Here is a 6008-nt window from a genome sequence, read left to right as displayed (position 1 = left end):
CGGGCAGGCCCACACTGCGACGCTGCCCCTCGGCCAGGGGCCGGTGGGGTGAGGCGCCCACCTGCAGAGACGACCGGCTCCGGCCCGACGGGCCTGCGGCTAGCCTGAGGTCGTGAGCCAGACCCTGCGTGACGAAGACCTCGCCCTGGAGCCGACGACGGGGTCCGAGGAGCTCACCGGATTCGCGATCGTCCTCGACGGGGAGCCGGTCGGCACCGTGGCTCTGCGCACCGAGGAGCCGGGCACGGCGTCGATCCGCTGGAGCTCCCGGCTCGAGCCGTTCGTCATCGCCCGGGCCCTCCGGCTGGCGGTCGACCACGCGTTCGGCGACGAGGGGGTCAGCCGGGTCGAGGTGCGTCTCGGGGTCGAGAGCAGCCGCGACATCCGCGCCGCCTCGATCGGCGGCCTGCGCCGGGAGGGAATCATCCGCACCTCGGGCGACCAGCCCGACCAGGTCCTGATGGCTCGCCTCGTCGACGACCCGCCGGCCTACAGCCGCGACGGCTTCATCGCGATCCTCAACGCCGGGCTGCCGACCAAGCGGGTCATCAGCCAGGGTCTGCTCCGCGACGAGCAGGATCGCGTGCTGCTGTGCGAGCTGACCTACAAGAAGGAGTGGGACCTCCCGGGCGGCGTCGTCGAGGTCGGCGAGGCCCCCTCGATCGGGCTGGTCCGCGAGCTGCAGGAGGAGCTCGGCATCACGGCCGACGTGCAGGGGCTGGTGACGGTCAACTGGCTGCCGGCGTGGCGTGGTTGGGACGACGCCTGCATCTTCCTGTTCGACCTCGGGACGGTCGACTCCTCGATCACCGACGTCATGACGCTGCAGCCGACCGAGATCAAGGCAGTCCACTGGTGCGATGCCGAGACGGTGCGCGCCCGGGGCGCCGCCGCCGCGATCGAGCTCCTGGAAGCCGTCGCCGCCGGCCCCATGCCGACCTATCGGGAGGCCCCCAAGGCCGCGGAGTAGCTACTCCTGCGTCAGGCCGCTGTCGGCGCTGACGACGCCGCCGTACTGCCCGAGGGCGCGCGGCTTGCCGTTGCCGCCGGGGAGGTAGAGCAGGACCTGGTGGTAGTAGCGCAGCTTGCCGGACCCGGAGATCCCCGACGACAAGAAGGCCTGCTGCGGGGTGCCCTTGGGCCAGGTCACCGTCAGACCGGGCTTGACGACGTACGTGTCGAGGCGCAGCAGGGTCACGAACGCCAGCGCACCGCCGTCGCTCGTCCGCAGGACGTACTTGACGTCGTTGGCGCCCCACGACTGCTCGAACCCGACCCCCTTGAGCCCGGAGTTGGTCTCCGCGGCCGACCGCATCTGCTTGATGAACGAGTCGTCCGCGATCTGGCTCGCCTCGCTCGAGGCGGAGTCACCGAGGACCTTGGCGTAGGCCGTCGCGGCCTCCGTGGGCGACATCGCCATCCCCCGACCGTCGGTCGGCGAGACGGTGAGTGCTGCGCCGCCCTGCGTGCGGATCTCCGGCAGCTGGGTCTCGGCCAACGTCTCGGGGGTCGCGGTCAGCAGCCAGGGGTCGACCGATGACTGGCGCTCGAAGATCTGGACCCGGTTGACCCCGAGCGTCTGCTCCCGGACGACGGCGTAGAACCACAACGGGTACTTCGCGAACCTCGGGGTCAGGACATCGGTGACCTCGACCGCCGCGGTGTCCTCCTTCTGCTTCGTCGCGAGCCGCTGCGACACCTCGAACGAGCCGGAGTCGATCGCGAGGACCGCCCCGCTCTCGACGGTCGACAGCGGCTTGGCGTCGAGCAGCTCGATTGCGGTGTTGCGCACCTTGCGGTAGCGATCGAAGACCGCCGTGACCTCGCTCTGGCGCGCGGACTCCTTCTCGACCTTGACCGCACCGCGCTCGTGCGGGATGGCGCAGCCCGCGAGGACCAGGGAGCCGGCCAGGGCCAGTGCGAGCCTCCTCATGACTCCTCCTCCTCGTCGACGATCTCGAACTCGGCCAGCTCTGCCTCGCTGACCTCGTGCTCGACACCGTCCTCGTCGACGTAGACGTAGAGGACCTGCTCGGGCTCGGGTGTCGGATCGGGCGCGGGCGTCGTGGCGGCGATGTCGGCCGCGGTCAGCACGCCCGGGACGGACGGGACCGGCCGGGTGGGCGCCACGGAGTCCGCGTCGCGGGCGGGCTCGGGAGTGGGCTCCGGGGTGGGCTCGCTCGCGGACTTCTCCACGACGACTTCCTCGACGACCTCGAAGTCCCCGGCCTCCTCGGCCGTGATCTCGTGCTCGACCCCGTGCTCGTCGACGTACACGTAGACCACGTCCTCCTCGGCCTCGTCCTCGTCGTCCCAGTCCTCGTCGCGACCACGGCGGACCAGCAGCCCCAGCCACACCGTCCCGATGCCGAGCAGCAGCAGGCCGACGCCCTTGGCGAAGCCGCCCTCGACGCCGTACGCCATCGTGACCTCGAGGCCCGCGAGGTTGGACGAGCCGACCGAGAGGATCGCGAGCGACACGGTCTCGTCCGGCAGCCGCGTGCTGATGCTCGCGCCGCCCAGACCGGCGGAGCTGGCGATCCACCAGTCGACCGCGGTCGGGGCACCGGGCAGGTTGGCCGTGCCCTTGACGTTGCGGGTCGTGAGCTTCCAAGGCGTCGTGAACGACGTGATCTCGAGCCGACCCGTCCGGCGGACGAAGTCGGCGACGTCGACGGAGTTGCCGAGCCCGACGAAGATCGGCTTGCGGACCGGTACCTCGGCCAGGACGTCAACCTGGACGTCGGCCCACGTGATGACCTTGGGCGCCGTGACGACCGCGCTGTCGTCGGTCTCGATCGCGTGCGGGCCGGTCGTGAAGCGGCTGTCCGGGCCGAGCAGCACCATGACGGCGGCGCCGAAGACCGCGACGAGCACGCCGAGCACGGACAATGCCCAGCCCAGCTTCGTCCGCATCTGCCCGCTCCCCATCGCGGCGTCACGGTCGTGGCGCCGCACCGACCCTACCCTTCCGGGTCCCGCCAATCCGTGAAGGTGAGGTGGTTGTCGAACGGGTCGACCACGCACATGACCCGCCCCCCACGGCACCGCCTCGACCCGGGGCCGCCCGAAGGGCCGGTCGAGGCGGGCCGTCCGGGCGTCGAGCTCCGCCCGGAGGTCGTCCAGACCATGGGTCGGGAGGAACAGGTGCGTGCCGGGCGTCCCGTCCCCCTCGTGGCCCGTCAGGTGGTCCGGAGATCGCCGCGGGACACCTGGGCGTAGAGCGGCGAGGACGGCTCGAGGGGGTTCTCCCAGTCCCACGTGAAGCCGAGGACGTCGACGGAGAACTCCGTGGCCAGGCGCTCGTCGAGGATGCGCAGCATCGGGATCGCGCCCTCGAACGACAGCATCAGAACAGGGTGGTCGCCAGGGCTCGGCGGGCCGACATCACGGCGGGATCGGCGATGCCGACGACCGTGAAGAGCTCGAGCATGCGCTCCCGCACGGCGTCGCGCTCGTCGCCCGCGGTCCGCTTGACGACGTCGAGCAGTCGCAGGAAGGCGTCCTCCACGTTGCCGCCGCTGATGTCGAGATCGGCGACCAGCAGCTGGGCCGGCACGTCGGCCGGGTCGTCGGCGGCGGCCTTGCGGGCCGCCTGCAGGTCGGCGCCGGAGATCCGGGACAGCCACTTGACCCGGGCCAGCCGCTCGGCGACCTCGACGTCGGCCGGGTACTGCACGCGCAGCTTCTCGTACTCGGCGACCGAGGTCTCGAAGTCGCTCGCCATGAACGCCTCCTCGGCCGCGGCGAACCGCGGGTCCTCCGGCGGCTCGACCTCGCCGTCGGCCTCAGGCGCCGCCGCCGCCCCGGCGGGCTGGGCGCGGCCGGTCAGACCGTTCTGCGTGGCCACGTTGACGAGCTCGTCGAAGTAGCGGCGGACCTCCGCCTCCTCGACGGTTCCCTGGAACAGCGGGACCGGCTGGCCCTTGACGAGGCCGGCGACGTACGGCACGCCCTGGACCTGGAGCGCCTGGGCGATCTGCGGGCTGGCGTCGACGTCGACCCGCGCCAGCAGGATCTGTCCGTCGTACGTGTCGACGATCGTCGCGAGGGTGTCGTTGAACGTCGCGCTCTGCGGCGAGCGCGAGGACCACAGCGACAGCACGACGACGTGCTGCATCGACGCCTCGAGGGCCGCGGTCTGGAACGTCGCCTCGGTGATGTCGACGGCGTAGCTGCTGCCCGTCGCGGCGGCCTGGGCCGGTCGGGCGGCCGGCTGCTTGAGGGCGGACAGATCGATGGCGCCGGGACGCGAGAAGTTCATGCCCTCAGTGTAGGAAACGGCCCTAGGAACCTTCCATCAGCCGCTGCTCCATGGTCTTGCCGCGCAGGCCGGACCGCTGGATGACGCGCTGGATCGTGAGATCGCGGGCATCCGGGTCGCCGATGAAACGGATGTGTCGCAGCCCCTGCGCCTGGGCGGCGGACTCGAAGATGAAGTGCCCGTAGCCGAGCATCCGGCCCAGCAGGGGCTTCTCGACCGTGATGTCCAGGATGCGGGTGATGGGCATCGTGGCGATGCGCACCGTGAAGACGCCGGTCATGCGGAAGACCCGCATGTTGGTGATGACGAAGACGTCGCGGTGCTCGCGCGCGGTCAGGTAGACGGCGTGCACCACGAGCCCCGCGGCCAGCAGGAGGAAGAACCAGCCGAGCTGGATCGGACCGACGACGGCCAGGACCACCGCGAGCCCAGCCCCCACCGCCTCGGCAGTGGGTCGCCAGAACACGATCCGGTGGTGCCGGACCAGGTCGATGACGGTCTCGCCCTCGTCGCCGAGCAGGTGCGCGTCGACGTCCTGCTCGGGCAGCCGGTCGAGCAGGGCCCGGATCATCGTGGACCTATTGGACGAGCTCGTTGAAGAAGATGCCGATCTGCTCGAAGGCGTCCATGATCGCGCCGGAGGCGTCGCTCACGGCGTCGGCGGCGCCCTCGGGGGCCGTCAACAGGTAATAGATGACGAAGCCGACTACGAGCAGCGTGATGACTTTTTTCAGCACGCCCCCATTGTGGTCATCCGGGCCGGCGGATCCATGGAGGCGCGCCGGGCTCCCGGCTGCAGCGTCAGAGGTGTTCGACGAGGGTGTCGGCGGCCGCGAACGGATCCGTGCTGCCGTCGAGGACCTGCGCCGCGAGGGTGTCGAGGCGCGCGTCGCCCGACAGGTGGGAGAAGCGGGACTGGACCTCGGTCAGCGCGAGGGCCTCGATCTCACGGCGTACGCGTGCCAGTCGGCGTCGCGTCAGCTCGCCGGACTCCTCGAGGTGCGCGCGGTGCGCCGCGATCTCGTCGACGACCTCGGCGACGCCCTCCCCCGTCGTCGCCGTGGTGAGCAGGATCGGCGGCTTCCAGGAGCCGTCGGCGCGGTCGGTCATCGCGATGACCGACCGCAGCTCCCGACGGGTCGACTGGGCACCCTCGCGGTCCGCCTTGTTGACGACGAACACGTCACCGATCTCGAGGATCCCCGCCTTGGCGGCCTGGATCCCGTCACCCATCCCCGGCGCCAGCAGCACCAGGGTCGTGTCGGCGAGCCCGGCGATCTCGACCTCGGACTGACCGACACCGACGGTCTCGACCAGCACGACGTCGCAGCCGGCCGCGTCGAGCACCCGCAACGCCTGCGGGGCCGAGGCCGACAGCCCACCCAGGTGTCCCCGGCTCGCCATCGACCGGATGTAGACGCCGTCGTCGGTCGCGTGGTCCTGCATCCGGACGCGGTCCCCCAGCAGGGCGCCACCGGAGTACGGCGAGGTGGGATCGACCGCCAGGACGCCGACCCGCTTGCCCTGGGCCCGCAGGGCGGTGACGAGCGCCGAGGTCGACGTCGACTTCCCGACGCCGGGCGACCCCGTCAGGCCCACGATGTGAGCGTGTCCCGCGAGCGGTGCGAGCGCGGCGCTCACCTGGCGGACCGAGGGCGACCGGTCCTCGACCAGCGAGTTCTGTCGCGCCTCGGCCCTCGGGTCACCCTCGCGGGCCCCGTCGACGAGCCCGGGCTGGGACGTG

Annotated in this window: 8 protein-coding genes; 1 reads left to right on the top strand and 7 read right to left on the bottom strand. The window is 71.3% G+C overall.

Annotated features, from left to right (window positions below; all coding sequences use genetic code 11):
- Nucleotides 1–112: 112 nt before the first annotated feature.
- Nucleotides 113–970 (top strand): NUDIX hydrolase, encoded by an 858-nt coding sequence (locus JWQ91_RS07790; RefSeq protein ID WP_297782294.1) that lies wholly within the window; start codon nucleotides 113–115, stop codon nucleotides 968–970.
- Here JWQ91_RS07790 and JWQ91_RS07785 read toward each other — a convergent pair whose 3' ends face one another.
- From JWQ91_RS07785 to meaB, 7 genes are all read right to left on the bottom strand, one after another.
- On the bottom strand, nucleotides 971–1933 hold the full coding sequence (locus JWQ91_RS07785; RefSeq protein ID WP_297782293.1) for a hypothetical protein: 963 nt from the start codon (nucleotides 1931–1933) through the stop codon (nucleotides 971–973).
- The gene (locus JWQ91_RS07780; RefSeq protein ID WP_297782292.1) at nucleotides 1930–2958 is read right to left on the bottom strand and encodes a hypothetical protein; all 1029 of its coding nucleotides are present in this window, start codon (nucleotides 2956–2958) and stop codon (nucleotides 1930–1932) included. Before JWQ91_RS07780 ends, JWQ91_RS07785 begins: the two co-directional genes overlap by 4 nt.
- A 224-nt stretch (nucleotides 2959–3182) precedes the next feature.
- Nucleotides 3183–3350: a glyoxalase superfamily protein gene (locus tag JWQ91_RS07775; protein ID WP_297782291.1), complete on the bottom strand. Its 168-nt coding sequence runs from the start codon at nucleotides 3348–3350 to the stop codon at nucleotides 3183–3185.
- On the bottom strand, nucleotides 3350–4264 hold the full coding sequence (locus tag JWQ91_RS07770; protein WP_297782290.1) for a tetratricopeptide repeat protein: 915 nt from the start codon (nucleotides 4262–4264) through the stop codon (nucleotides 3350–3352). The genes JWQ91_RS07775 and JWQ91_RS07770 overlap by 1 nt, the downstream gene beginning before the upstream one ends.
- Nucleotides 4265–4286: 22 nt before the next feature.
- Nucleotides 4287–4835, bottom strand: a complete 549-nt coding sequence (locus tag JWQ91_RS07765; protein ID WP_297782289.1) for a PH domain-containing protein — start codon at nucleotides 4833–4835, stop codon at nucleotides 4287–4289.
- Between the two features lie 7 nt (nucleotides 4836–4842).
- Nucleotides 4843–5001: a hypothetical protein gene (locus tag JWQ91_RS07760; protein WP_297782288.1), complete on the bottom strand. Its 159-nt coding sequence runs from the start codon at nucleotides 4999–5001 to the stop codon at nucleotides 4843–4845.
- 64 nt (nucleotides 5002–5065) lie between these two features.
- Nucleotides 5066–6008, bottom strand: a 943-nt coding sequence (meaB, locus tag JWQ91_RS07755) for a methylmalonyl Co-A mutase-associated GTPase MeaB (protein ID WP_297782287.1), incomplete at its 5' end; no start/stop codon positions are given.

Source organism: Aeromicrobium sp. (assembly GCF_025965075.1).
Lineage (GTDB): Bacteria > Actinomycetota > Actinomycetes > Propionibacteriales > Nocardioidaceae > Aeromicrobium.
Note: the sequence above shows the minus strand (reverse complement) of the source record. Positions and strands in the feature narration are given on the sequence as shown.